21 protein-coding genes are annotated in these 24,318 nt (G+C 71.9%); 8 read left to right on the top strand and 13 right to left on the bottom strand.

Annotated elements, in window-relative coordinates; genetic code table 11:
* Window positions 1–63 precede the first annotated feature (63 nt).
* From Cs7R123_RS29980 to Cs7R123_RS29970, 3 genes are all read right to left on the bottom strand, one after another.
* Complete coding sequence (locus Cs7R123_RS29980) at window positions 64–1,548, bottom strand: saccharopine dehydrogenase NADP-binding domain-containing protein (RefSeq protein ID WP_212831388.1); 1,485 nt, start codon at window positions 1,546–1,548, stop codon at window positions 64–66.
* Window positions 1,545–2,735 carry a type III PLP-dependent enzyme gene (locus Cs7R123_RS29975; protein WP_244872228.1) on the bottom strand — a complete coding sequence of 397 codons (1,191 nt, stop codon included), beginning with the start codon at window positions 2,733–2,735 and terminating at the stop codon, window positions 1,545–1,547. The genes Cs7R123_RS29980 and Cs7R123_RS29975 overlap by 4 nt, the downstream gene beginning before the upstream one ends.
* 185 nt (window positions 2,736–2,920) lie before the next feature.
* Window positions 2,921–4,354, bottom strand: a complete 1,434-nt coding sequence (locus Cs7R123_RS29970; protein ID WP_374707099.1) for a M28 family metallopeptidase — start codon at window positions 4,352–4,354, stop codon at window positions 2,921–2,923.
* Between the two features lie 242 nt (window positions 4,355–4,596).
* Between Cs7R123_RS29970 and Cs7R123_RS29965 the strand changes: the two genes are divergently transcribed.
* Together Cs7R123_RS29965 and Cs7R123_RS29960 are read left to right on the top strand one after the other, a co-directional pair.
* Window positions 4,597–5,220: a hypothetical protein gene (locus tag Cs7R123_RS29965; protein WP_212831386.1), complete on the top strand. Its 624-nt coding sequence runs from the start codon at window positions 4,597–4,599 to the stop codon at window positions 5,218–5,220.
* Window positions 5,221–5,326: 106 nt separating this feature from the next.
* Window positions 5,327–6,958 (top strand): acyl-CoA dehydrogenase family protein, encoded by a 1,632-nt coding sequence (locus Cs7R123_RS29960; protein ID WP_212831385.1) that lies wholly within the window; start codon window positions 5,327–5,329, stop codon window positions 6,956–6,958.
* A gap of 7 nt (window positions 6,959–6,965) precedes the next feature.
* Here the strand turns inward: Cs7R123_RS29960 and Cs7R123_RS29955 are convergent, their stop codons facing one another.
* Genes Cs7R123_RS29955 through Cs7R123_RS29945 form a run of 3 tightly spaced genes read right to left on the bottom strand, consistent with a single transcriptional unit; the run spans window position 6,966 to window position 8,217 of the window.
* Complete coding sequence (locus Cs7R123_RS29955; RefSeq protein WP_212831384.1) at window positions 6,966–7,424, bottom strand: hypothetical protein; 459 nt, start codon at window positions 7,422–7,424, stop codon at window positions 6,966–6,968.
* A 17-nt stretch (window positions 7,425–7,441) separates the two neighbouring features.
* On the bottom strand, window positions 7,442–7,864 hold the full coding sequence (locus tag Cs7R123_RS29950) for a hypothetical protein (protein ID WP_212831383.1): 423 nt from the start codon (window positions 7,862–7,864) through the stop codon (window positions 7,442–7,444).
* Window positions 7,865–7,884: 20 nt separating this feature from the next.
* The gene (locus Cs7R123_RS29945) at window positions 7,885–8,217 is read right to left on the bottom strand and encodes a DUF4190 domain-containing protein (protein WP_212831382.1); all 333 of its coding nucleotides are present in this window, start codon (window positions 8,215–8,217) and stop codon (window positions 7,885–7,887) included.
* Window positions 8,218–8,290: 73 nt separating this feature from the next.
* On the opposite strand from Cs7R123_RS29945, the gene Cs7R123_RS29940 reads away from it, so the two are divergent.
* Both Cs7R123_RS29940 and Cs7R123_RS29935 read left to right on the top strand, forming a co-directional pair.
* A complete protein-coding gene (locus tag Cs7R123_RS29940; protein WP_212831381.1) occupies window positions 8,291–9,019 on the top strand; it encodes a peptidase E in 729 nt (242 codons plus the stop codon).
* Between the two features lie 185 nt (window positions 9,020–9,204).
* Window positions 9,205–12,459 (top strand): carbohydrate binding domain-containing protein, encoded by a 3,255-nt coding sequence (locus tag Cs7R123_RS29935; protein ID WP_244872227.1) that lies wholly within the window; start codon window positions 9,205–9,207, stop codon window positions 12,457–12,459.
* Between the two features lie 68 nt (window positions 12,460–12,527).
* Here Cs7R123_RS29935 and Cs7R123_RS29930 read toward each other — a convergent pair whose 3' ends face one another.
* Window positions 12,528–13,193, bottom strand: a complete 666-nt coding sequence (locus Cs7R123_RS29930) for a DUF2238 domain-containing protein (RefSeq protein ID WP_244872226.1) — start codon at window positions 13,191–13,193, stop codon at window positions 12,528–12,530.
* 37 nt (window positions 13,194–13,230) lie between these two features.
* On the opposite strand from Cs7R123_RS29930, the gene Cs7R123_RS29925 reads away from it, so the two are divergent.
* Entirely contained in the window at window positions 13,231–13,917 is a 687-nt protein-coding gene (locus Cs7R123_RS29925; RefSeq protein WP_212831379.1) for a hypothetical protein, read from the top strand.
* On the opposite strand, the gene Cs7R123_RS29920 is transcribed toward Cs7R123_RS29925, so the two are convergent.
* Window positions 13,893–14,333 (bottom strand): NUDIX domain-containing protein, encoded by a 441-nt coding sequence (locus Cs7R123_RS29920; RefSeq protein WP_244872225.1) that lies wholly within the window; start codon window positions 14,331–14,333, stop codon window positions 13,893–13,895. The two genes, Cs7R123_RS29925 and Cs7R123_RS29920, sit on opposite strands and share 25 nt — an antisense overlap.
* 153 nt (window positions 14,334–14,486) lie before the next feature.
* Here Cs7R123_RS29920 and Cs7R123_RS29915 point away from each other — a divergent pair, with 153 nt between their 5' ends.
* Both Cs7R123_RS29915 and Cs7R123_RS29910 read left to right on the top strand, forming a co-directional pair.
* Complete coding sequence (locus Cs7R123_RS29915; RefSeq protein ID WP_212831375.1) at window positions 14,487–14,975, top strand: hypothetical protein; 489 nt, start codon at window positions 14,487–14,489, stop codon at window positions 14,973–14,975.
* A 214-nt stretch (window positions 14,976–15,189) separates the two neighbouring features.
* Window positions 15,190–16,386, top strand: coding sequence for a hypothetical protein (locus Cs7R123_RS29910; protein ID WP_212831373.1), 1,197 nt, complete (start codon window positions 15,190–15,192; stop codon window positions 16,384–16,386).
* A gap of 173 nt (window positions 16,387–16,559) precedes the next feature.
* On the opposite strand, the gene Cs7R123_RS29905 is transcribed toward Cs7R123_RS29910, so the two are convergent.
* The 4 genes from Cs7R123_RS29905 to Cs7R123_RS29890 form a co-directional block, all read right to left on the bottom strand.
* A complete protein-coding gene (locus Cs7R123_RS29905; RefSeq protein ID WP_212831371.1) occupies window positions 16,560–18,722 on the bottom strand; it encodes a transglycosylase domain-containing protein in 2,163 nt (720 codons plus the stop codon).
* A 68-nt stretch (window positions 18,723–18,790) separates the two neighbouring features.
* Window positions 18,791–20,530: a serine/threonine-protein kinase gene (locus tag Cs7R123_RS29900; protein WP_212831369.1), complete on the bottom strand. Its 1,740-nt coding sequence runs from the start codon at window positions 20,528–20,530 to the stop codon at window positions 18,791–18,793.
* Window positions 20,531–20,758: 228 nt separating this feature from the next.
* Entirely contained in the window at window positions 20,759–21,121 is a 363-nt protein-coding gene (locus Cs7R123_RS29895) for a PH domain-containing protein (protein ID WP_212831367.1), read from the bottom strand.
* Between the two features lie 32 nt (window positions 21,122–21,153).
* Window positions 21,154–22,512 carry a hypothetical protein gene (locus tag Cs7R123_RS29890; protein ID WP_212831365.1) on the bottom strand — a complete coding sequence of 453 codons (1,359 nt, stop codon included), beginning with the start codon at window positions 22,510–22,512 and terminating at the stop codon, window positions 21,154–21,156.
* A gap of 186 nt (window positions 22,513–22,698) precedes the next feature.
* Here Cs7R123_RS29890 and Cs7R123_RS29885 point away from each other — a divergent pair, with 186 nt between their 5' ends.
* Window positions 22,699–23,799 (top strand): YihY/virulence factor BrkB family protein, encoded by a 1,101-nt coding sequence (locus tag Cs7R123_RS29885; protein ID WP_212831363.1) that lies wholly within the window; start codon window positions 22,699–22,701, stop codon window positions 23,797–23,799.
* 1 nt (window position 23,800) lies between these two features.
* On the opposite strand, the gene Cs7R123_RS29880 is transcribed toward Cs7R123_RS29885, so the two are convergent.
* On the bottom strand, window positions 23,801–24,289 hold the full coding sequence (locus Cs7R123_RS29880) for a glutathione peroxidase (protein WP_212831362.1): 489 nt from the start codon (window positions 24,287–24,289) through the stop codon (window positions 23,801–23,803).
* Window positions 24,290–24,318 lie beyond the last annotated feature (29 nt).

Here is a 24,318-nt window from a genome sequence, read left to right as displayed (position 1 = left end):
CCGAGTGCGGGTCGCGGCCACCGGACGGCGCGTCGACCGACCGAACGGTCGGTCAGGCTGAGGTCAGCTCACCAGGAAGTTGGCGAACGCCCACTGCTCGCTGTCGTCGCCGGACGCCGGGCGGAACCTGGCGAACGGCTCGTAGTGCGCGCTGCGCGGGGTCCAGTCGGTGTGCACCGACGGGACCGTGCCCAGGTACGGGTTGGCCACCGCCAGGACGGTCTCGTGGTCGAGGTCGTCCGGGACGCACAGGCCCTTGTTCGGGTTCTGCACCATCCAGTACACGGCGCCCAGCACCGAGGCGGCCACCTGGAGGGTGGTCGCGTTCTGGTGCGCCACCAGCGCGCGGGACTCGTCGATGCTCAGCTGCGAGCCGACCCACCAGCCGTTGAGCTCGTGGCCGAGCAGGAGCACGCCCAGCTCGTCCATACCGCTGACGATCTCGTCGTTCATGATCCGCTGGTTGGTCTGGAGCTCGTAGCCGTTCATGCGGCACTCGTACAGCGAGTTCATCGCCGCGTCGGTGGGCAGGTAGGCGTAGTGCACCGTCGGGCGGTACACGGCCTTGCCGTCCTCCCACACGGTCAGGTGGTCGCTGATGGTGAAGGCCTCACCGTGGCGGACCACCATGCCGATGATCGGGCCGCCGATCGGCACCCAGGAGCGCACGTACGTGGTGATGCCGGTCTGGGCCAGGCAGATCTGGTTCTGCGGCCCGGACTCGTGGGTGTACGCGTGCTCGGGCAGCGACGGCTCGTGCGTGCCCCAGCCGAGCTCGGCCGGCGCGATGCCCTCCTCGTAGAAGCCCTCGACCGACCAGGTGTTGACGAACTCGCCGACCTGCTTGGGCTGGTCGCCGATCTGGGTGTCGCGCTCGGAGATGTGGATGACCTTGGTGCCGGTCTCCTTGCCCAGTGCCGCGAAGTCGCGGTTGGCCAGGGCGTCCTCCAGGCGGGCGCGGTGCGCCTCGTCCAGCGGGCGGGCCAGGCGCTCGGGCTCCTTGAGCATCGCGGTGGCGATGTCGATGAGCGCGACCTTGGTCCAGTGGCTGACCAGGCCCGGGTTGGCGCCGTGCTCGACGACCGCGGTGGGGCCGTCGGCCTTCCACGACTTGGCCTTCTCGCGCAGCCGCATGTGCCGGGCGTAGAGGGTCCGCGACTGCGGCGTGGCGTTGAGCTGGTCGGCGTACGGGTCCCACTCCTCGACGGAGGTGTCGACGTACAGGGTCCCGTGGCGCTGGCACCAGTCGATGATCGTGGGCGTGTCGATGTTCCACGCCAGGTTGATCAGCAGGTCGCCGTCGCCGACGTACTCGGCCAGCTTGGTCTCGATGTTCTCCGGGGTGATCCGCTCCCGCACGTACGTCGCGCCGGCGGCGGTCACGTCGGCGGCGGTGTGCGCGAGGTCCTCGAAGTCCATGACCGTCAGGCGCGAGAAGTCCATGTCCAGGTGGCGCAGCAGCAGCGGCTGCAGGCACTGCGAGACGGAGCCGCTGCCGAGCAGGAGGATGCGGCCCTCGAAGGCCAGCTTGGGAATGGAAGTAGTCACGCGCCGTCTCCGATACAGAATGTTGCCAAAGGTGCGAATCCGTTGAACCCAACGGAAGAATACGTGGTGGTATAGGCCCCTGTGCCCAGGATGTCCACGTAATCGCCGGGCTGGAGGTCCAGCGGGAGGCGATAGGGGGCCTTCTCGTACAGGATGTCGACGCTGTCGCACGTCGGACCCGCGAGCTTGACCGGTCCGCTCGGCTCGCCGTCACGGGCGGTGACCAGGCGGTACTGGATCGCCTCGCCCTCCGTCTCCGCCAGCCCGCCGAAGCGACCGATGTCGAGGTAGACCCATCGGTGGTCGTCTTCGTAGGACTTCTGCGACACCAGCACCACCTGGGCGCGGAGCACCCCGGTGTCGGCGGCGATGTAACGGCCCGGCTCGACGGCCAGGTGGGGCACCGGCAGGTCGGCGAAGTGGCGGTCCACCGCCCCTTCGATCGCCTCCGCGTACTCCTCGATCGGCGCGACCGGCTGCTGGTAGCCGGTGGGGAAGCCCCCGCCGACGTCGAGCAGCCACAGGTTCACGCCGCGCCCGGCCAGCTCCCGGAAGACCCCTGCCGCCTGGGCGATGCTGGGTTCCCACCGGGTCGGGTCGAGCTGCTGCGAGCCCACATGGAACGAGATGCCGACCGGGACGAGCCCGAGCCTGCGGGCCGAGTCCAGCAGCTCCACCGCCATGTCCGGCGTACAGCCGAACTTGCGGCTCAGCGGCCACTGGGCGCCGTCACTGGCGGCCAGCAGGCGGCAGAAGACGGAGGAGCCGGGGGCGTGCTCGGCGATCTTGCGGAGCTCGGCCTCGCTGTCGAACACGAACAACCGCACGCCGCGGTCGTACGCGTAGCGGATGTCGGAGGCCTTCTTGATGGTGTTCCCGTACGACAGGCGGCCCGGATCCGCACCCTCGGAGAGGCACAGGTCGATCTCTGCGGGGCTTGCCACGTCGAACGAGGAGCCGAGCCGGGCGAGGTGCCTGATCAGCTTCGGCTGGGGGTTGGCCTTGACCGCGTAGAAGACCTGGGTCTGGCGGAAGGCGCCGGTCAGGCGGAGGTACTTGTCCGCGCCGACCTTGGTGTCAATGACCAGGTAGGGGGTTTCCTGCCGGGTCGTGTCGAGGAAGTCCTGGATCTCGCGGTTGCCTGCCGCGAACGTGGTGACCAGGGTGGTGCCGTTGGTCATCGCCATTGTCTCGCTAATCCTCCACTGAAGGGTTTGATGCGCACCCCGATGCGGGAACGCCGACGGAGGAGTCTAGGGGCAAAGGGTGAACAACCGCGGGGCGGGACACGGTGACGGGGTGTGGCGATGCTCATACGCAGGTGGGGGCGGGCTGTCCGGCAGCCCGCCCCCACCCGATCAGGTGACGTCCGTCACGAGACGGTGATCTTCACGTCGTCCACGCCCGCCTCGACGAGGCTGGCGGTCGACGCGTCGGCCGCCTCGATCAGGATCCGCACCGACTGCCCGGCGTACGGGCTGAGGCTCCAGCTGCCCTGCGCCCAGGCGCCGTTGCGGTTGCTGGCCGCCCCGGCCTGCGTGAACAGCACGGTCGTGCCGCCGCTGTGCACCACCGAGACCCGGAAGAAGTCGGCGCTGGAGGCGTTGCTCCCGTGCGCCAGGTACCACGACAGCGACAGGTTGATCGCGCCCGAGGAGGGCAGGGTCACCGCGGGGGAGCGGACGCTGGTCGTACCCCCGTCGATGTCGTAGTCGCCCGCGGCCGTGCCTGCCAGCCGCCCGGTGACCAGGTCGTTGCTGCCGGAGACGGTCGTGCCGAGCTGCTTGGCGCCGCTGGAGTCGGTGTCGGCGGGGTCGCCGCGCTCCCAGGCGCCGGTGGTGGCGGTGTCGGTGCCGCCCGGGTTGGTCGTCCAGCCCGTGGCGGTCTCGAAGGTGTCCTGCCAGACCACGGTCGCCGGGGTGCCGGTGGCCAGGCTCCACAGCGCGTAGGCCGCCGCGTCCCCGGCGCGGTCGAGCACGGTGTCGCTGATGTTGCCGGTCGTGTCGCAGGACTGGTGGTAGCAGGCGTCGAAGGCCGTCGCGGTGCCGCCCCACTTGGTGACCTGCGCCGCGGTCTTGACCCGCGACGCACCCGCGGCCACCCCCGAGGTCTGCACGCCGACCGTGTTGAACGGAGCGTCGTCGGAACGGCCCGCGCCCTCGGTGTTCTCCTCCGTCTGCACCCCGATCGAGTCGTAGTACGCCTTGAGCACCGCGCCCGGCGTCGACGTGATCCGGTTGATGAAGTAGCCGCCGTTCTTCGAGCCCACCATGTCGAAGTTGAAGTACGCCTTGATCTTGGCGCGCTCCGTGGCCGACAGGTTGTTGGCGTAGAACTCCGAGCCGTTGAGGCCCTGCTCCTCGTCGGTCCACCAGCCGAAGCGCACGTGGTTGAGCATGCTCGGGTTGGTCGAGGCCAGGGTCAGCGCGATCTCCAGGATCGTCGACGAGCCCGAGCCGTTGTCGTTGATGCCCGGCCCGGCCGACACGCTGTCCAGGTGGGCGCCGAACATGTAGACGCTGTTGGCGTCACCGCCCGGCCAGTCCGCGATCACGTTCGGACCGGCGCCGGAGGTGCAGCCGGAGGTGCAGCTCTGCTTGACGACGGTGAAGCCCGCCGCGACGAGCTTGTCGTAGACGTAGTTCACCGACGCGGTGTAGCCCGCCGTGGTCGAGCGGCGGGTGCCGCCGTTGGCCGTGGCGATGCTCTGCAACTGCGTCAGGTGCGCCTTGACGTTGGTCAGGGAGATGTTCGGTGCGGCCAGCGGCGCTGCAGCCGGTAGCGCCGGGGCCGGGGCGGCGGCCATGGCCGCGGGCGCGGCCAGCACGCCCGCGGTGGCCAGGGTCAGGGTCAGCAGTCCGCGCAGGACCGGATGTGGTCTCACGGGGTTCTCCTCACGGTATGGGTGTCGCCGGGGGTCACCGGCGCCCGCAGGATATTGCCAGCAGTGATGAATGTGAATACTGAAAATCATTTCGGTGCCCGCTCGGCATCGGCTGTGCCCCGCTCCGGATGCGCGGCGGCGCCGTCGGGCCTACCCTGGCGGCCGTGTCGCTCGATCTACGTCGATCAGCCCGGACCACCGCCCGCTGGGCCAGCCCCGCGGGGCTGCTGCTGGCCGGATTCTGTCTGCTCCTGCCGTTCCTGGCCGTGTCCTGTGACGCGCCCGGCGGCTACGGCCGGGCCGCGCCCGGCGGCACCACCACCTACACCGGCTGGGATCTCGCCGTCGGCGGGACGCCCGAGGTCACGCCGGACCACCTGCGCCCGGCCGAGGCCGTCCGCGACGACACTCTGCCGCCGCAGCCGCTTGCGATCGCGGTGGCGGTGCTCGTGGTGGCGGGGCTGGGCGCGGCTGCCGCGATCCGGGGAGCGCGGGCGCGGCGGGCCGCCACGGCGCTGGCCGCAGCCGTGGCGGCGGTGTTCCTGGTCGCCAGCCAGGCCACCGCGCGGGCGCTGCTGGAGTCGCGGCTGCGCGAGCAGTTGACCGCGCCGATGCCGGCGGGCAAGACCGCCGCCGACTACATCGCCGACCAGGGCGGCTTCGCCCTCTGCCTGCTGCTGCTCACCCTGATCGCCCTCGCCAACGCCATCGGCTGGCTCCGCGCCCGCCCCACCACCGAGCCCCCACCCCCCAAGATCGGCCAAGTTGCCGGGCGATCGGGGGATTGAGGCGCCAAGATACGCCCGGTTGCCCGGCAAGTCGGCCGATCTTGGGCGGTCTTGGGCGGGTGGGACGGGTTAGCGGGCGTTCAGGCGGTGGGGGAGGATGGGCGGCATGGTCGCCACGCATGAGGTCTTCAACCAGGTGCCGCCGCTGGTCGATCACGACGTCGCCGCCGACCCGCCGCTGCTCGCGGCGCTGGAGCGCGAGGGCGCCGGGTGGTACGCGCCGGACCTGCACCGGCTCGGGCGGCTGGCCGGCACCGAGCAGGCCCAGTGCTGGGGTGAGGAGGCCAACCGGCACACCCCGGTGCTGCGTACGCACGACCGGTTCGGCAACCGCGTGGACGAGGTCGACTTCCACCCGTCCTGGCACGAGCTGATGCGGGTGGCGGTCACCGAGGGGCTCGCCGGGGCGGCGTGGGCCGACCCGCGCCCCGGCGCGCACACGGCCCGCGCCGCCGGGCTGCTGGTGTGGAGCGTGGTCGAGCAGGGCCACACGTGCCCGATCTCGATGACGTACGCCGCGGTGCCCGCGCTGCGCGCCCAGCCCGACCTGGCCGCCGCCTACGAGCCGCTGCTGGCCTCCCGCGAGTACGACCCCGGCCTGCGCGCCCCGCTGGGCAAGCGCGGCCTGCTGTCGGGCATGGGCATGACCGAGAAGCAGGGCGGCTCCGACGTCCGCACCAACACCACCGCCGCGACCGACGCCGGGGACGGCACCTGGCTGCTGCGCGGCCACAAGTGGTTCACCAGCGCGCCCATGAACGACCTGTTCCTGGTGCTGGCGCAGGCCCCGGGCGGGCTGTCCTGCTTCCTGGTGCCCCGGGTGCTGCCCGACGGCGCCCGCAACACCTTCCGCATCCAGCGGCTCAAGGACAAGCTCGGCAACCGCAGCAACGCCAGCGCCGAGCCGGAGTTCGACGGCACCGTGGCGTGGCTGGTCGGCGAGCAGGGCCGCGGCGTCTCGGTGATCATCGAGATGGTGTCGCTGACCCGCCTGGACTCCAGCCTCGGCTCGGCCGCGGGCATGCGCGCGGCGCTGGCCCAGGCCGTGCACCACGCCCGGCACCGGCACGCGTTCGGCGGCCCGCTGCTGGACAAGCCGCTGATGCGCAACGTGCTGGCCGATCTGGCGGTCGAGTCGGAGGCGGCGACCACGCTGGTCATGCGGGTGGCGGGCGCGGTCGACCGGTCGGCGCGCGGCGACGCCGGGGAGCAGGCGTTCGCCCGGCTGGCCACGGCGCTGGCCAAGTACTGGGTGTGCAAGCGGCAGCCCTCGATGGTCGCCGAGGCGCTGGAGTGCCTGGGCGGCAACGGCTACACGGAGGAGTCCGGGCTGCCCCGGCTCTACCGGGAGGCGCCGCTCAACGGCATCTGGGAGGGGTCGGGCAACGTCAACGCCCTGGACGTGCTGCGGGCGCTGGAGCGCGAACCGCAAGCCTTCGCCGCGTACGAGCGGGAGGTGTCGCTCGGCCTCGGCGGCGACGACCGGCTCGACCAGTCCTGGCGCGAGTTGCGCAAGGAGCTGGCCGACCCGGCCGACGCGCAGCTGCGGGCCCGGCGCCTGGTGGAGCGGCTGGCGCTGGTGCTGCAGGGCAGCCTGCTGGTCCGGCACGCCCCGGCGGCGGTGGCCGACGCGTTCTGCGCCTCCCGCCTGGCCGGCGACCGCGGCCTGGCCTTCGGCACCCTGCCGCCGGGCCTGGACCTCGGCGGCATCCTGGACCGCACCCCGCCCGCTTCGTGACCTCCGGTCAGCAGGCCCCGATGAGCCCGACGACGGCCAGGACGAGGCCGCACAGCAGTGCCGACGCGTGCGCCGTCGTCAGCGCCGTCGTCAGGCCGGCGTCTTCGCCGGGCCGGCCGTAGGGCACCGTCCGGGTGGAGTCCTTCGGATCGCGGGGCGCGAACTCCCGGTAGAGCGCGCCGGCCGACAGGGCGCGGCGCTCGATGGCGTCACGGCAGCGCAGGCCGATGCCGATGCCGAGGCCACCGACCGTGATCAGGACCGCCGCGGCGCCCAGGGTGGTGAAGTTGGCCGGGTGGCCGCAGCCGCCGGCGGTCAGGTCGCGTCCGGCCAGCACCAGGGCGGCCAGGATCAGCCCGTCGACCAGCAGGCAGGCGACGCTCCACAGCACGGCCAGCTGGAGGGTGTGGCGGATCGCGGCGCGCTCCTCCTGCCACAGGCGCACCTTGAAGTCGCGGTCGTCCATGCGGTTGCTCCCCGGGTTCAGCGGATCAGGCTGGCGGCCGCGCCGCACAGTATCAGCAGGCTGAGCAGGCCGATGATGATGTGGATGATCCACAGCGTCATGGTGATGCCGGGCTGGGCGGGCGCCCCGGTGACCGGCAGGTCCAGCTGCTCGGCCAGGGCGCTGGCCCGGGTCAGCTGGCGGTTGATGCGCCGGTCGCAGCCGACGACCACGGCCAGCCCGGTCGCCGCCAGCACGAGCATCAGCACGGCGCCGGACAGCACCGCGGACGCGGCCTGCCCGTCGCTGACGTCGGCGCCGCCGAGCCCGATCAGCACACCGCAGACCACGACGGCGCCCAGCAGGCAGGCCGAGGAGAAGGTGGTCGCCAGGCGGGCCTGGTGGCGGATCTCGGCGCGGGCGTCCTGCCATGCGGCCAGCTGAGTGTCGGTGGTCCTCATGGCGGCGTACGGTAGCCGACTCAGAAGCCGCCCGGTGCCCCGCTGGCCGCGCTGCCGAAGATCGCGGCGAAGAACGCCGTGTACACGCCGCTGAACGCGCACGGGATCAGGCAGGCCAGCAGCATGAACGCGGTGAGCACCCAGCCGACGATGATGCCCACCTGGGCCAGCTCGATGCCGCGCTCGCCGCTGACCGCGATCTGCTTCTTAGCCTGGGTGCCGAAGTAGATGCCCAGCGGCGGGAACACGAACAGGGCCAGGACCAGCGACAGGATGGCGTACACGTTGTACGGCGGCTGCGGCTGGTACGGCGGCTGCTGGTACGGCGGCGGCGTCGAGTAAGGGTCGGTCACGGCTGTCTCCCCGAGGTGGTTGGCCCTGAGGCTAGCCCCCGCGCGCCACTGCCGGGTGTGGCATCATCGCCCGGTGCCTCGACCGCAGCAGATCTTCGCCACCTCCGGACTGTTGACCCCGCCGCCGGGCTGGCCGGCGCGGCGGCTCAGCCCCCTGATCGAACACGCGATCTCGCTGACCGGCGCCGCCTCGGCCCGGGTGTGCTACGTGCCGACGGCCGTGGGCGACGATCCGTCGCGGGTGGCGGCGTTCGTCGACGCGTTCGCGGGCACCCCGCACACCGTGTCGCACCTGAGCCTGTTCCCGCAGCCCAGCGTCGCCGACGTGCGGGCGCACCTGCTGTCGCAGGACCTGATCTGGGTCAGCGGCGGCAGCGTGGTGAACCTGCTGGCGGTGTGGCGGGCGCACCGGCTCCCGGAGATCCTGCGCGAGTGCTGGGAGGCCGGGGTGGTGCTCGCGGGCGGCAGCGCGGGCAGCATCTGCTGGCACGTGGGCGGCTCGACGGACTCGTTCTCCGACGAGCTCGACCCGGTGACCGACGCGCTGGCGTTCCTGCCGTACAGCAACGGGGTGCACCACGACTTCCCGGACCAGCCGCGCCGGGAGAAGCTGCACGGCTACATCGGCTCCGGCCTGCTGCCCGACGGCTACGCCACCGACGACGGCACCGGCCTGCACTACGTCGGCACCGAGCTGGTCGAGGCGGTGACCCTGCTGGAGTCGGCGGACGCGTACCGCGTGGAGCTGACCGCCGCCGGGGTGGTCGAGCGGCCGCTGGGCGCCCGCCTGCTGCGCCCTTAACTCCACCCGCCGCCACGGCGGCTGCAAGAATTTTCAGAAGCACCCTCCACCTCGGAGGGTGCTTTTTGGCATGGGAGCGGTACCCGGAAAGCCTTTACAGGCCAGACATCTTGTTGCTAACTTTCAGAAACTTTCAACTGCCTTGCGCAAGGTCGAGGCGCACGGCCCTCATCAGGGAGCCATACGTGAGAACGCATCAGCGTGCTCGCGGCCGGTGGGGCGTGCTGTTGCTCGCCGTCATCGGGCTGCTCGCGAGCCTCGTCGTGCCGGTGCCGCCAGCGTCGGCGGCCAACACCGTGACCGTCTTCTACCAGCCGTCGTCGAGCTGGACGACCGTGAACATCCACTACGCGCCGACCGGCGGCAGCTGGACGGCCGTGCCGGGCGTCGCGATGGACGCCGCCTGCACCGGCTGGCGCAAGAAGACCATCGACCTGGGCACCGCCACCGGCCTGCAGGTCGTGTTCAACAACGGCGGCGGGACCTGGGACAACAACGGCGGCGCCAACTACGCCCTGGCGACCGGCAACGTCACCGTCTCCGGCGGGGTCAAGGGCACCGGCGACCCGTGCGCCACCACCACGCCGGGCAACACCGTCACGGTGTACTACCAGCCGGCGGCGAGCTGGACCACGGTGAACATCCACTACGCGCCGACCGGCGGCAGCTGGACCACCGCGCCCGGGGTGGCGATGGACGCGGCCTGCACCGGCTGGCGCAAGAAGACCATCGACCTGGGCACCGCCACCGGGCTGGCCGCGACGTTCAACAACGGCAGCGGCACCTGGGACAACAACGGCGGCGCCAACTACGTCCTGGGCACCGGCAACGTCACCGTCTCCGGCGGGGTCAAGGGCACCGGCGACCCGTGCGCGACGGCGCCGCCGGGCAACAAGGCGACCGTCTTCTACTACACCAAGACCCGGGCGTGGACCTCGGTCAACCTGCACTACGCGCCGACCGGCGGCAGCTGGACCACCGCGCCGGGCGTGCCGATGAACGAGACCGCCTGCACCGACTGGGTCAAGAAGACCGTCGACCTGGGCACCGCCACCGGGCTGGCCGCGACGTTCAACAACGGCAGCGGCACCTGGGACAACAACAGCGGCGCCAACTACGCCCTCAGTGCGGGCACCGCGACCGTACGCGACGGCGTGGTCAAGAACGACACCACCGACCCGTGCAGCGCGGTGCCGCCGGACACCACCGCCCCGTCCGTGCCGGCGAACCTGACCGCGACCGCGAACATGCTGTCCATCCTGCTGGCCTGGACCGCCTCCACCGACGACCGGGGCGTGACCGGCTACCAGGTCACCCGCACCGGCGGGGCGGCGGGCACGGTCGTGTTCACCTCGGCCGGCAACGCGTTCACCGACACCGCGCTCGCGGCGACCACGACGTACTCGTACACGGTCAAGGCCATGGACGCGGCCGGGAACCTCTCGGCCGCGAGCGCCCCCGCCTCCGCCACCACCGGCACTCCGCCGCCGGTGACCAGCGGCACCATGCTCGGCGGCGACCCGCGCAAGGACAGCATCTACTTCGTGCTGACCGCGCGGTTCTACGACGGCGACACCGCCAACGACCGGGGCGGCAGCCAGGACGTCAAGTCCGGCAACGCCGCCAACGGCGACCCGATGTTCCGCGGCGACTTCTCCGGCCTGATCAAGAAGCTCGACTACATCAAGGGCCTGGGCTTCTCCGCGGTCTGGATCACCCCGGTGGTGCTGAACCGGTCCGACTACGACTACCACGGCTACCACGGGTACGACTTCTACCGCGTCGACGCGCGCCTGGAGTCGGCCGGAGCGTCGTACCAGGACCTCATCGACACCGCGCACGCCAAGGGCCTGAAGATCTACCAGGACGTCGTGTACAACCACAGCTCGCGCTGGGGCGCCAAGGGCCTGTTCACCCCGAAGGTGTACGGCGTGCGCGACACCCAGTGGAGCTGGTACTACGACCAGCCGAACCCGAACTTCACCTACGACGGCCTGTCGATCGAGCCGACCTCCGGCAAGAGCTACTACACCGGCGACCTGTGGTCGACGCCCGAGCCCGCGGGCAACACCTGCCGCAACTGGGGCACCTTCAGCGGCTTCTACAGCGCCGAGGGCTACAAGGTCTACAACTGCCAGTGGCCGAGCCCGACCTCGGGCATGTTCCCGGCGAACCTCTACCACCAGTGCTGGATCGGCAACTGGGAGGGCGAGGACGCGCGCAGCTGCTGGCTGCACGAGGACCTGGCCGACTTCAACACCGAGAACGCGACGGTGCAGCAGTACCTGATCAACGCGTACAACCGGTTCATCGACATGGGCGTGGACGGGTTCCGCATCGACACCGCCGTGCACATCCCGCGCGTCACCTGGAACCGCCGCTTCCTGCCCGCGCTGGAGGCGAAGCTGGTCAGCAAGTACGGCGCGGCCAAGGCCAAGGACTTCTACGTCTTCGGCGAGGTGGCCGCGTTCGTCAACGACAAGTGGAACCGGGGCTCGGTCAACCACTCGGCGCAGTTCTTCACCTGGAAGGAGCGCCGGGACTACAGCGCCGACGACGTCACCGCGGCGATCGAGCAGTACAACTACGAGAACACCCTCGGCACCGCGGGCCAGCCGACCAGCACCAACGCGTTCCTGCAGGGCAACACGTACCACGCCCCGGACCGCACCCAGTTCAGCGGCATGAACATCATCGACATGCGCATGCACATGAACTTCGGCGACGCGCCCAACGCCTTCAACAACGGGCGCGACTCCGACGACAGCGTCAACGACGCCACGTACAACGTCGTCTACGTCGACTCGCACGACTACGGCCCGAACAAGTCGTCCACCCGGTACGCGGGCGGCACTGACGCGTGGGCCGAGAACATGTCGCTGATGTGGACGTTCCGGGGCGTGCCGACGCTGTACTACGGCTCGGAGATCGAGTTCCAGGCCGGCAAGCAGATCGACTGCGGCCCGACCTGCCCGCTGGCCAGCACGGGCCGGGCCTACTACGGCGCGAACCTGGAGGGCACCGTCACCGCCGCCGACTTCGGCGTCGTGTCCAGCGCGTCCGGGGCGGTCGCCACGACGCTGAGCAAGCCGCTGGTCAAGCACCTCCAGCGACTGAACCTGATCCGCCGGGCGATCCCGGCGCTGCAGATGGGGCAGTACTCGACCGAGGGGGTGACCGGGTCGATGGCGTACAAGCGGCGCTACACCAGCGGCTCGGTGGACAGCTTCGCGCTGGTCGCCGTCTCCGGCACCGCCACCTTCACCGGTGTCCCCAACGGCGTCTACACCGACGCCGTCACCGGCACGTCCATCACCGTCACCAACGGCACGCTGACGGCGTCGGTCTCCGGCAAGGGCAACCTGCGCGTGTACGTCCTCGCCCTGCCCGGCAACCCCGCCCCCGGCAAGATCGGCACCGACACCACCTGGCTCCACTAGCCCGGCGGCGGTGGGGGTGGGCGAGCGGCTCCGCTGCCGCCCACCCCCACCGCACGTTGATCATGAACTTATGGCACGGCTCGACGGCGTGTCGACGGCACGGCTTCCTGATCGCCGAGCGCCAGTAGTTGGCGGGTGTGCGGGCGGGAGAGGAGAAGGAGGGCCAGGGCGGCGCCGAGGAGGGCCAGGAGCATGTCCCACTGGGTGTCCCAGGGGTCGCCCTGGCCGCCGAGGAAGTCGGGGGAGCCGCCGGCCACGGCGTAGGCGCCGGCCCATTCGAGCAGCTCCCAGAGGGCGCTGAGGGACAGGCAGCAGGTGAGGGTGAGGGGCGTCAGCCAGCGGGAGCCGCGCAGCGGGGAGGTGCGCCAGAGGGTCTCGCGGAACGCGATCGCGGGGACGAAGCCCTGCATGAAGTGACCGAGGCGGTCGTACGGGTTGCGGGCCAGCCCGAACGCCTCCCGGGCCCAGTCGCCGAGCGGAGTCAGCGCGTACGTGTAGTGCCCGCCGTAGCACAGCACCACCGCCCACACCGCCAGCAGGCACGTCAGCAGCGGGGTCAGCGGGAAGCGCCGCCGCAGCGCGACCACCGCGGCGAGCCCGGCGACGACCCACACCGTCTCCATGACCCATGAGCCGGTTCGGTTCGGTCGGATCCCCGACCACACCAGCACCCCCGCGACCAGGGTGAGCAGGGCGAGCCGCCATCTGCGCGAGAACGAGGAAGCGTCAACCACTAGCTGATTGTGGCGTAGTCGTCGCACAATGCGGATCATGCGTTGGTTCGGACTGCCGGGAAGCCGGGCGGCACGCTGCCCGGTGCGCCCGCAGGAGCATGCCTGGCTGGAGTCGTCCCTGTCGTGGCTGGAGCAGGAGTTCGGCCGCGCCCCGCTGCTGGCCCCGCCCGCCCGGCCGGCCGACCTGATCCCGGCCGGCTACACCGGCGGCCTCCAGGAGGCACGGACCCTGGTCGACCTGCTCTGCTGGCGGATGGGCGTCGATCCGGTACGGGTCGAGCTGGAGCTGCACTCCCAGCCCGCGCCGCTGGGCCACCACCGGCTGCGCGGCGGCAACTCCGTGATCGGGGTCGGGTTCGGCCACGCGGCCACCCCGACCGCGATGATCGCCACCGTCGCCCACGAACTGGGCCACGTGCTGCTGGTCGGCGACGGGCGGCGCGACGCGGCAGACCCCGACGTCGAGGCGCTGGCCGACCTGGTGACCGTCTGGTACGGACTGGGCGTCTTCGGCTCGGCCGTGGCCGTACGCTGCGCGCGGCGCCGCCCGGGGCTGACCCTGCCGCGGTACTCGTACGCGCTGGCGCACTATGCCTGGCTGCGCGGCGAGACCGACCCGGCCTGGCTGGCCGACCTGCGGCAGGTCCCGCGCGCGCAGGTGCGCCGGGGGCTGCGCCACCTCGCCCAGCGGTCGGGCAGTCAGCCTGCGGCCCACTCGCTGTAGCCGACGCCGCCGCGCAGGTGCGCCAGCGCCGCCGCGGCGTAGCCGACCATCGGCGCGGGCAGCTTGCGCAGCCCGAACCAGTGCAGGTCGGCGCACTTGTGCGGCTCGGCGTTGACCGGCGTGCCCTGCCAGCGCTCCACGGTGAAGAACAGGTGCAGGCGCGGGTCCTCGCCGGGCAGGTGCATGTGCATGGTGTGCGCCAGCGTCGCGGCGGGCGGGTCCAGCACCAGGTCGAGCTCCTCCCGGCTCTCGCGGACCAGCGCGTCCAGCGGGGACTCGCCGGGCTCCACGTGCCCCGCGGGCAGATGCCACCGGCCGTCGGACCAGCCGGTGCCGCTGCGCAGGCCGAGCAGCACGTCCGCGCCGCGCCGGAGGACCAGGTGTACCGCGATGATCGTCTGAGCCCGGTGTGCCACCTGCGCATTCTCGAACGGGTGTACGACCGCGGTCAAGCACCGCCACGCCCGGACCTGCGGCTGCGAATGCGCGATGTTCCTGGGGCGTCTTAGGATGCGCCGTCGCCCGGTGCGGGTATGCCGGCCGGGTCGCCCCATCGAAAGGAGCCGCCCATGACCACCCCCCATCCGTCCGGCACGAGCGTGTCCGGCGCCCTGCAGCCGCTGCGCCTGCTGTTCACCCTCGGCCTGCTCGGCTACACCGCGCTGTTCCTGTTCTTCCGCTTCACCGGCTGGCTGCTGCCCGACGGCGGCAGCACGCTGGCAGGCCGCTCGGCCGGGGCCGGGTTCACCGACCTGTTCCACCTGGCCCTGCCGCTGGTGGCGGTCCTGATCGCGACCCAGGCCGGGCCGCTGCTGTTCGGCAGCCGCCTGTTCAGCGTCATCGCGCTGGCCGAGTATGCCTTCGCGGTCTTCTTCGGGCTGCTGGCGTTCGTGATCGGACTGGGCGCGCTCCAGCTCGGCGACGTCCTCCAGTACCTGATCATGGGACTGGCCCGGCTCGCCCTGATCGCCCTGGCCGGGTACGCGGTGTTCCGGGTGTTCCAGGCCCTGGGCGGCAAGCTGACCATCCCCAGCGCCCTGCGCCAGCCGCAGCCCTGACCCGCGCCCCCGCCCTGTGCGCCGGGGCAGTTTCGGGGAAAGTGCACGAATCCGACCCAAGATTCGTGCACTTTCCCCGAAACAGCAGCCTGCGCGCTCGGGGGCGGGCGGCGTCGGACAGGGTGTGCGTCCCGATGTCGGACGATTGACTGTGGTTGATGGGGGATTGCTCTAGTGTGCGGCGGAAGATACCCAGCCGAGCACGGGGAGCGCGATGGACGTCAGGAGCGTGGGCGGGACCAACCGCCTACAGCCGGACTTCACCAGGGTCAACGAGCTGGCGGTCCGATCCGAACGGCTGCCGCGCCGCAAGAGTGACGCCGTGCTCCCGTTCCCGCCCGCGATGTGGCTGTGGGTCGGGTCGGCCTCGCTGGTGCGGCTGGGGTGCTGGCTGGCCGGGGCCGCCGCCGCGGTGGCCGCCGTCTGCGCCGTACTGGTCCTGCTGGGCGGCCGGGCCGCCGCCTGGTGCTGGCTGGGCGCATTGGTGGTCGCGCTGCTCGCGCTGCTGGCGGCCCCGGCCCGCGACCTGGTCCGCCGCCGCGACGCCAAGATCTGGCAGCAGGCCGTGGCCGGGGAGTACTGGTCGTGGCGGCGCCCGCCGCGCCGGTTCGAGCCCGTCCCCGCCGCGGCGCCGCTGCCCGCGTGGCTGCGCGACCCGCTGCACCGGCGCCTGCTGGGCCTGCTGCGCCGACCCGGCACCGCCTCGCACGCCGACAAGCTGCGCTGGGCCGGGCGCTGGGCGCGCAGCCGCCGGCTGCGTCCGCTGGTGCCGCGCCTGGCGGTGCTGGCCGCGCTGTCGGTGCTGCTCACGGTCGCCGCGTGGCGGGCCGGCCTGATCGAGGCCCGGCCCGGCCGGCTGCTCCCCGAGGGCACCGGAATCGGGGGGTACGAGCTGGACCCGGCCGTCCGCCCCGCCGTCGACCTGGCGCTGGCCGCCGCCGCCGATTACGCCTGGCACCTGCTGGACCTGGTGCCGCTGCTGCACCTGACCGAGGTGTTCGGCTGGACCCGCCCGCCCGCGCTGGCGGCCTCCGGACTGCACAACGTCTTCGCCGAGGTGCTGCGGCTGGGGGTGCTGTGGCTGGTGGCCGTGGCGGTGCTGGCCCCGGCCCGGCGGCCGGTCGAGGTCGACGCCCGCCCGCCGCTGCTGGCCGGGCAGGTGGAGCGGGCGCTGGTCGACGCGCTGGTGTCGGCCCGGCGGCTGCTCACCGCGAGCGGCACCGACCGCCACGACCTGCGGCTGCTCGACGACGCCTGCCGCCGCCTGCGCGCCGGGGAGGTGCCGGTGCCCGCCCCGCACGAGACCTGGAGCATCGACTCCCTGTGCCAGGCCCTGGCGGTCGAGCAGTCCTGGATGGCCGACTGGCGCATCCCCGAGCAGCGCACCGGCGAACCCCCCGCCCCCTGGTGACCCACCCGCCCGCCGCTGCCCGCCGCTGCCCGGCCCGCCCGGCCCGCCCGGTCGGCGCGGGGCGGGGCGGCGGGTACGACGCGAAGTTGCCGGGCAATCGGGCGGTGCGAGCACCGACATACCCCCGATTGCCCGGCAACTTGTGCCTAGGGACCTGGCTGGGACGGGACGGGTCAGTCCAGGATGGCGGTGGAGGGCGGGTTGAAGTCGCGGACCGGCTTGCCCTCCAGGGCCGTGCGCAGGGAGTTGGCCACCGCCTCCAGCGGCTTGTTGTAGTTGCCGTCGGTGGCCGCGTTCCTGGTGTTGTCCGGGTCGGCGATGAAGCTGGCCGCGGCGAGGTCCGGCGTGAAGCCGACGAACCAGGCGGCCTGGGTGTTGTCGGTGGTGCCGGTCTTGCCCGCGACCGGGCGGCCGACCAGGCCGTACACGATGGAACCGGTGGACCAGTCGCCGCAGCTGCCCTTGGCGGCCTTGTAACCGGTGACGCAGCGGGCGGCGTCGGTGGCGGCCCGGCCCACGTCCTGGCTGAACACCCGGGTGCACTGCGGGTCGGCGGCCTTGAGCGTCTTGCCGTCCTTGGCCTTGTACGTGATCTCCTCGCCGGTCGGCGCCTTGATCGACATGACCGGGCTGGGCTTGCAGTACATGCCCTCGGCGGCGACGGTCGCGTACGCGTTGGCCATCTCCAGCGGCGTCGTGTCGGCCACGCCCAGGGTGAACGAACCCCAGCCGGGCGCGCGGGCCGGTGAGGCCAGCGACCGGTCGACGTCGTTGTGCCAGCTCAGGCCCAGCTTTTCGGCCATCCGGACCGCCTTGTCCGCGCCGACAGCCTGCTCCAGCTGCACGAAGTACGTGTTCACCGACTTGCCGAACCCGGTGTACATGTTCTGCTTGCCGGTCATGCTGCCGCTGGCGTTGGACGGGCACCACCGGTTGCCGCAGGCGGCCGGGCCGCCGGGCTCGACGACGTACTGCGAGACGTAGCGCTGCGGGGCGTAGAACGACTTCGACATCTTCATGCCCGAGTCCAGCGCCGCCAGCATGGTGAACATCTTGAACGTCGACCCGGCCTGGTAGCCGGAGATGTTGCCGCCGCCCAGCAGCGGCGCCACCGTGTTGGGATAGCTGCCCTTGATCCCAGCGGCCTGCTTGTACGGGTCGGAGTTCGCCCCGTTGCCCGACTGGTCCAGCGAGTACACCCGGTTGACGGCCATGCTGATCACCCGGCCGGTGCCCGGCTGGACCACCACGTTGCCGTACGCCAGCTTGCTGTTGAGCGGCTCGCGGCTGATGACGTCCTGCTCGGAGAACGCCTGGAGCTTCGGGTCGAGGCTGGTCACGATCTGGTAGCCGCCGGTGCGCAGCTCGTCCATGCGGTCGTTGGGGTTGGTGCCGAACGCGGCCTGCTGCGACCACCAGCTCTTGAAGAAGTCGCAGAAGAAGCCCCAGTCGCGGTGCGCCGTCGGCACCGAGGAGCAGTCGTGCGAGGGCTCGGTCAGCTTCAGCTTGATCGGCGAGGCGGTCGCGGCCGTGGCCTGTTCCGGCGTGATCTCCTTCAGCTCGGCCATCCGCCGGATCACGTAGTTGCGCCGGTCGAGAGCGGCCTGCGGCTGGTTGGCCGGGTCGAACGACGACGGGGCCTTGACCAGGCCGGCCAGCGTGGCCGCCTCGACCAGGGTCAGGTCCTTGGGCTCCTTGGAGAAGTAGATCTGGGAGGCGGCGTAGATGCCGTAGGCTCGATGGCCGAAGTAGGCCATGTTGAGGTAGCCCTCCATGATCTGGTTCTTGCTCCAGTGCCCCTCCAGCTTGATCGCGAGACGGATCTCGGTGAGCTTGCGCTCGGGGGTCTGCTCGGTGGCCTGGATGGCCTCCTCCGGGGTGCGCGCGCTGTCTCTCAGGGACATGCGCACGTACTGCATGGTCAGCGTGGAGGCGCCCTGGGCGACCTCGCCCTCGCGGCGGTTGGTCAGGAACGCGCGGGCGATGCTCTTCACATCGACACCCATGTGCTGGTAGAACCGTGCGTCCTCGGCGGCGAGCACCGCCTGGGTGACGTTGGGCGACACGGTGCTGAGGGGCACGAACTTGCGATGCTCGTCGTAGAACATCGTGATGAGCGTCTTGCCGTCGTTGGCATAGACGTACGACGTCTGGCCGACCTGGTGGTCGCGCAGCTGCGTGGGGAGTGCCTGGTAGATCTGCGACGCCTTCATCACGCCGAGGCCCGCGGGGACGACCAAAGGCAGGGAGGCCAGCGCGATCGCCGCGCCCCCCAGCACGCCGGTGCGCAGCACGCCGCTGTAACGGCCGAAATGGCTGAGGAACCGCTGCACCATAGAGCCGAATATAGGCAGCTCAGCAGGCCCCATGAGGCAGATTCACCAAACCGGATGCGACTGTCCGGTCAGGCCGACACCGACCACAACCTGACGTTGGCGAAGCTCACCCGCCACGGCGCCGTCCCGGTCCCGCCGTAGGCCTCCACGCCGAGGACCACCTTGCCCTCGGGGAAGTCGGCCTGGTCGTACTGGCCGATCTGCTTGCCTCCGGCGAACAGGCGGATCTTGGGGCCGCTGCCCGAGACGGCCACCCGGAACCGCTTGCCGACCGTGACCGGGGTCAGGTAGCGCAGCGTGCGCAGGATCGTGACGTCCGCGCTCTTGGGCACGCCGTAGCGCACCAGGTAGGCCGAGTTCTCGCAGGCGCGCAGCGCGTAGCCGGTGGTGCTGCGGATGCGGAACCACACCATCGCGCACGCGCCCGGGTCGAGCAGGGTCACGTCGACCTCGGCCCGGAAGTCGGTGAGGACGTCCTCCGGGCCGCCGCAGCGGTACGACCACGGCTTCAGCGTCGTGGCGACGTAGACGCTGTCCTCGTATACGCAGGTGGCGCCGTTCTCGTCGTCGGTGCGCTCCGGCCACCAGTCCGGCTTGCCCAGCGAGTCGACCAGGAACGGCTTGGCCGCGGGGCTGACCGACGGCGACGGGCTGGCCGACGGGCTCAGCGACGGGCTCGGGCTGGGGGACGGGCTCGGGCTCGGGCTCGGACTGGGGCTCGGCGACGGGGTCGCCGTGGCCGAGGGGGCCGGTCCGGCGAACCCGGCGGGCAGCTCCAGGGCGCCGGTGAGCAGGGCGACCACCAGCCCGCCGAGCACGACCGTCGACGTGGCCAGGCCCAGCACGGCCGCGGTCCACCGGCCGCGCCGCGGCGGCGGCACCGGGGTGGGCGTGTCGACCACGGCGAAGCGGCTGCCCGCGGCGGCCAGCGCCTCGGTCTGCCGGGGCACCTCCCCGGCGGACAGGGCCCGGTTCGGGCCGCTGGTGAGCAGCCGGTCGAGCAGGTCGCGGGCGGTGGGCCGGTCGGCCGGGTCCTTGGCCAGCGACGCCTCCACCAGCTCGCGCAGCGGGCCGCTCAGCCCGTCCAGGTCGGGGCGCTCGGTCAGGATGCGCACCGCCACGGCGGGCATCGAGTCGGCGGCGAAGGTGACCCGGCCCGTCCCCGCGTACGCCACCACGGCGCCCCAGGCGAACACGTCCGCGGCCGGGGTCAGCGTCTTGCGGGCCTTGGCGTCCAGCCGCTCCGGCGCCATGTACGCCACCGAGCCGATGAGCTGGTCGGTGCGGGTGTTGCCGTCCTGGCCCTCGACCGCCCGCGCGATGCCGAAGTCGATCACCTTCGGGGTGCCCGGTGCCAGCAGGACGTTGCTCGGCTTGAGGTCGCGGTGGATCACCCCGGCGCCGTGGATCGCGGTCAGCGCGGTCGCCACCCCGATGGCCAGGCCGTGCAGGTTGGCCGGCGACAGCGCGCCGCGCTGCTCCACCACGGTGGACAGGCTGGGCCCGTCGACGTACTCCACCACCAGGTACGGCGAGTCGTGGTCGGGATCGGCGTCGAGCACCTCCGCGGTGCAGAACGGCGGCACCTGCTTGGCCCGCTCGACCTCGCTGCGGAAGCGCTGCCGGAACTCCGGATCGCCGGCCAGCTCGGCGCGGATGACCTTCAGCGCCACGGTGAGCCCCGACGCCGACCGGGCCAGATAGACACTGCCCATGCCGCCCTCGCCCAGCCGGCCCAGCAGCGTGTAGCCGCCCAGCTCGCGAGGGTCTGCGGCGCGCAGCGGCCGGCTCGTCTCAGGGCTCACCATGGTGCGCGGGCTCCCGTCCTGTCGTCCCCGGAGACTCCGGGGACCGCGGGGTCGGCCGCGCAGGTCCGATCGCGACCCGTCCCCCGGCGAAGTCTGGCGACATACTGCCATCCCGAGGACGGTCCTGGAAGTCCAGTAGTTGACGCTGGGGAGAAGCCGGAGGTTGCGCGCGGCGGCTCACGACGCGGTGTCGGATCCCGGCACCCGGCCCGGCACCCGGACCTGCGCTCAGCGCGTGATGCGGTGCAGGATCATGTCGTGTACGTGGTGGGTCTTCTCGTCGCCGCGGAACTCCATCTGGTACACGTGCGCGCCGACGTGGATCGCGATCGCGCCGCTGGAGAAGAACTGCCCGGCCCAGGACCGGTTGCTCACCACGCTCACACTCGTGATCTTCGAGTACGGGATGCTGGTCAGCGCGACCTTCTTGCCCACGAACGAGGTGTCCTGGATGATCACGCGCAGGTCGGTCAGACCGAGGAAGCCGGTGCCCGTGCCGATGGCGTCGTACACGGCGATCACCTGCTCGCCGGGCAGCAGCCCGCTCTGGATCTGCTGCAACTGCTCCTTGCGGTCGTACACGACACTCATGGCCCGACCCTAGATCGGGCGCGCAACCCCGGTCAGCCGCGGCTCAGCGTCCACACCCCGCTCGCCTCGATCACCACGACCACCGTGCCCCGGGGCAGCAGCGTCTCGCCGGTGAAGTCGCCGTTCTGGCTGAGCAGGCTCTCGCTCTGCGCGCCGTACGCCTGGACGCTGAACGGGCCCGTGCCCCGGTGGTCGAAGGTGACCTTGGTGGCGTCGTCGGCGACCCTCGGCACCAGCAGCACGTCCGACCCGACCCCGTTGGCGGTGCCGTTCCAGACCGGCGACTTGGCCAGCTGCCGCACCGTCATCTTCCACGGGCCCTCGGCCTTGATGCTCACCGCGGCGGGCTTGGTGTCCAGGTCCAGCGGCCGTACGCCGTCGTAGCTCTCCCCGGCCTCGACCAGCGTACGCATCTGCTGGCCGTCCTTGTCGACCGTCTGCACCAGGAACGGCCCGCTGCCCCGGTAGCTCAGCAGTGCGGTGTGGAACGCGGCGTCCAGGTCCAGCGGCACCACCAGCGGCCCGACGCCCTCGAACACCTGGTCCTGCACCACCGCGCCCGGCTCCTGCCCGGCCTGGGCACCACTGGGCGCGGGCGCCGCCTGCGCCTGCGCCGACTGCTGCGGGGCGGGCGAGGCGCCGACGTCGGTGGAGTCCGGCTCGGCCGACTCGATCACGGGGTCGGCCTTGCTGTGACCGGCCCGCTCGCGCATCAGCGCGAACCCGCCGGCGCCCAGGTCCAGGCACAGCAGCAGGGTCGCCGCTCCGGCCGCGCCGGCCAGCCACCAGCGCCGCCGCCTGCCCTTCGGCTGGGCGTGGGTGGGTCTGTGGGCATGGGTGAAGGCGCGCGACAGCGAGCGCCCGGGGCCTGTCGCCTCGTGCCGCCCGTGTCCGGGCGCGTGCGTGTGTGGGTGGGCGGCCGGGACGATCTCGCCCTGGAGCGCGACCGGTGTGGCCTCTGCCGGCGCGGGTCCGGCGGGAAGCGGAACGGCCTGCGCGGCCCCGACCGGCTCGGGTTCCGGCATGACCGGCTCGGGCTCCGGCCCGACCGGCTCCGCCGGACGGTCCGCTTCGGCCTCGGGCTCGCCCGCCTGCGGCGGCACCTCGGCCGCGACCGGCACCTCGGCCGCGACCGGCGCGGCGGGATCGGCGGGATCACCGGCCGCGGCGAGGTCGCCGGGCTCCAGTTCCGGCTCCGGTTCCGGCTCCGGATCGTCGTCGGGGAACAGCACGCTCATGAACTGGGTCGGGTCGTCGGAGCCGTCGCTGACCCAGAACTGCCAGCCCTCCGGCGGCGCCGGCCAGGCCGGGTCGGGCTTCCAGCCGGGCGGAGGCGTCCAGTCCTCGGGCGGCGCCGGCCAGCCCGGTGGCGATTGGTACTTCCACCCCATCGTCGTACCCCCGTCGTGCTTGTCACGGTATATGCACTGCGTAGCGGGGGTGCACCGATCATACGGTGCGGGGCGGGGGCCGCGTGGGTGATCCACAGACGACCCGGAGGTGTGAGGCGACCTTGTCGGGGTATGCCGCGCGGTGGTGTCATACACCTCGATGGCGTGACAGGGGCGGAGGCGGCGGTGGCGCGAAGCAGGGAACCGGGGCGGGCGTACCGGGAGCGCCTGGTCAGGTTGCTGGCGCACGGCCCGGAGCGGCCCTCGCAGCTCAGCGTCCGCGCCTGGCTGCGCATCACGGTTCGCACCGTGGTCGAGTTCATCGACGACGACCTGGCCGACCGCGCCGCCGCGCTCACCTACTACAGCGTGCTGTCGATCATCCCGGGCCTGCTGGTGCTGGTCGCCGGGGTGGGCCTGTTCGGCAGCAAGACGACCCAGGCCGTGGCCGAGAACCTGAGCGAGCTGACCCCCGGCCCCGCCCAGCGGGCCGTGCTAGACGTGCTCGACCAGCTGCGCTACGACCAGCGGGCCGCGGGCGTGGCGTTCGCGATCGGCATCGGGCTGGCGTTCTGGTCGGCGACCAGCTACACCGGCGCGTTCATGCGCGCGGCCAACGTCATCTACGACGTGCCGGAGGGCCGGCCGGTGTGGAAGACCGTGCCGGTGCAGCTGTTCGTGACCGCGGTGACCGGCCTGACCCTGGCCGTGAGCGCGCTGGCGGTGGTGTTCACCGGCCGGGTGGCCACCCACGCCGGGCGGGCGCTGGGGCTGGAGGAGGCGACGGTCCGCATCTTCGACGTCGTCAAGTGGCCGGTGCTGATCATCGTGGTGAACCTGCTGCTGTCGCTGCTGTACTGGGCCGGGCCCAACGCGCGGCAGGCCGGGTTTCGCTGGATCACCCCGGGCACGATGGTGGCCATGCTGACCTGGATCGCCGCGTCGGCGGGGTTCGCCTACTACATCACCACGTTCGACTCGTACAACCGCACGTACGGCGCGCTAGGCGGCGTGATCATCTTCCTGGTGTGGCTGTGGCTGACCAACGTGGCCGTGCTGCTCGGGGCGGAGTTCGACGCCGAGCTGAGCCGGGCGCGGGCGATCGCGGCCGGGCTGCCGCACGACGCCGAGCCGTACCTGCCGCTGCGCGACGTGCCCCGGCAGGTGCCGCCGGGCGCGCCCGGGGTGCTGCCCGAGGCCGGTCCCGACGTGATCGAGACCGGGCCGGAGGTCATCGAGGGCGACGTGGTGGAGCCGGACGAACCGGCCCCACCGGCGCGCGACTGACTCAGGCCGCCAGGGCCTTCTCGACCGCGCCGACCAGCTCGGCCGACTCCGGCGTGGTGCGCGGGCGCAGCCGGGCCGTGACCTGCCCGTCGCGGCCGATCACGAACTTCTCGAAGTTCCACTGGATGTCCCCGGCCTCGCCCGCGGCGTCGGGCACGGCGGTGAGCAGGTCGTAGAGCGGGTGCCGGCCGTCGCCGTTGACCTCGACCTTCTCGGTCATCGGGAAGGTCACGCCGTAGTTGACGTCACAGAACTCGGCGATCTCCACGGCGCTGCCCGGCTCCTGGCCGCCGAACTGGTTGCACGGCACGCCGAGCACCACCAGGCCCCGGTCGGCGTAGTCGGCGGCGAGCTGCTGCAGGCCCGTGTACTGCGGGGTGAGACCGCACTTCGACGCCACGTTGACGATGAGGACGGCGCGTCCCCGGTACTGCGCGAGGTCGGCGTCGGCGCCCTGCAGAGTCTTGATCTGTACGTCGTAGATGCTCATAGCGGCCACCTTAGCCGCCGTCGCCGCCG

Source organism: Catellatospora sp. TT07R-123 (assembly GCF_018327705.1).
GTDB lineage: Bacteria > Actinomycetota > Actinomycetes > Mycobacteriales > Micromonosporaceae > Catellatospora.
Note: the sequence above shows the minus strand (reverse complement) of the source record. Positions and strands in the feature narration are given on the sequence as shown.